At 45.0% G+C, this 655-nt stretch carries 2 protein-coding genes; both read left to right on the forward strand.

Annotated features, from left to right (window positions below; all coding sequences use genetic code 11):
- On the forward strand, nt 1-173 hold a 173-nt coding region (locus R7190_RS28075), incomplete at its 5' end, for a TonB family protein (protein ID WP_318137952.1).
- On the forward strand, nt 170-655 hold a 486-nt coding region (locus tag R7190_RS28080; RefSeq protein ID WP_411978097.1), incomplete at its 3' end, for a tetratricopeptide repeat protein. The genes R7190_RS28075 and R7190_RS28080, both read left to right, overlap by 4 nt.

Below are 655 nucleotides of genomic sequence, written 5' to 3' on the forward strand. Positions count from 1 at the left end.
CGACAGGTCGTCCAAAAGACATTGAAGTGATCGATGCAGAGCCAAAGCGTATGTTTGAAAAAGAAGCCATTAGCGCGTTGAAGAAGTGGAAATACCAACCCAAAGTTGAAAATGGTGTGTCGATTGAGCAGTTCGGACAAACCGCAAAAGTGGAGTTCAAATTAGGCAAATGATGAAGAAATTCTTAATCACAACGCTGCTTAGTTTGACCGCAGCCAGTGCGATAGCTCAAGAGCTTAGCCAGTACACCGCATCTAGAGTGCAGCGTGCGCACAGCTTAGCTCAAGAAGAGAAGCTTAAAGAAGCGATCTCAACTCTCGAATCGTTAGACCTATCGCGTGGCTACGATCAAGCGTTTGTTGCTCGTATGCTTGGTATTTTTTATTGGCAGAATGAGCAAGTTAAGCCAGCTATCAAGCAACTGGATTTCGCGGTAAGCAGCGGTTTATTGCAAGACGAGCAAGCGTGGCAAACACGTAAAATGCTAGCGGATATTTTGTTGAATGAACAACAGTTTGCTAAAGCCTTGCCGCACTATTACGAATTGAGTAAAGCCGTACCTAAAAACCAGAAAGCTCATGAAGTTTGGCTGCGCATCGCACAATCGCATTACCAGTTGAGCCAATGGAATAAAGTGTTATCAGCGATGGGTCGC

The sequence above is a fragment of the Vibrio sp. 1078-1 genome, assembly GCF_033340475.1.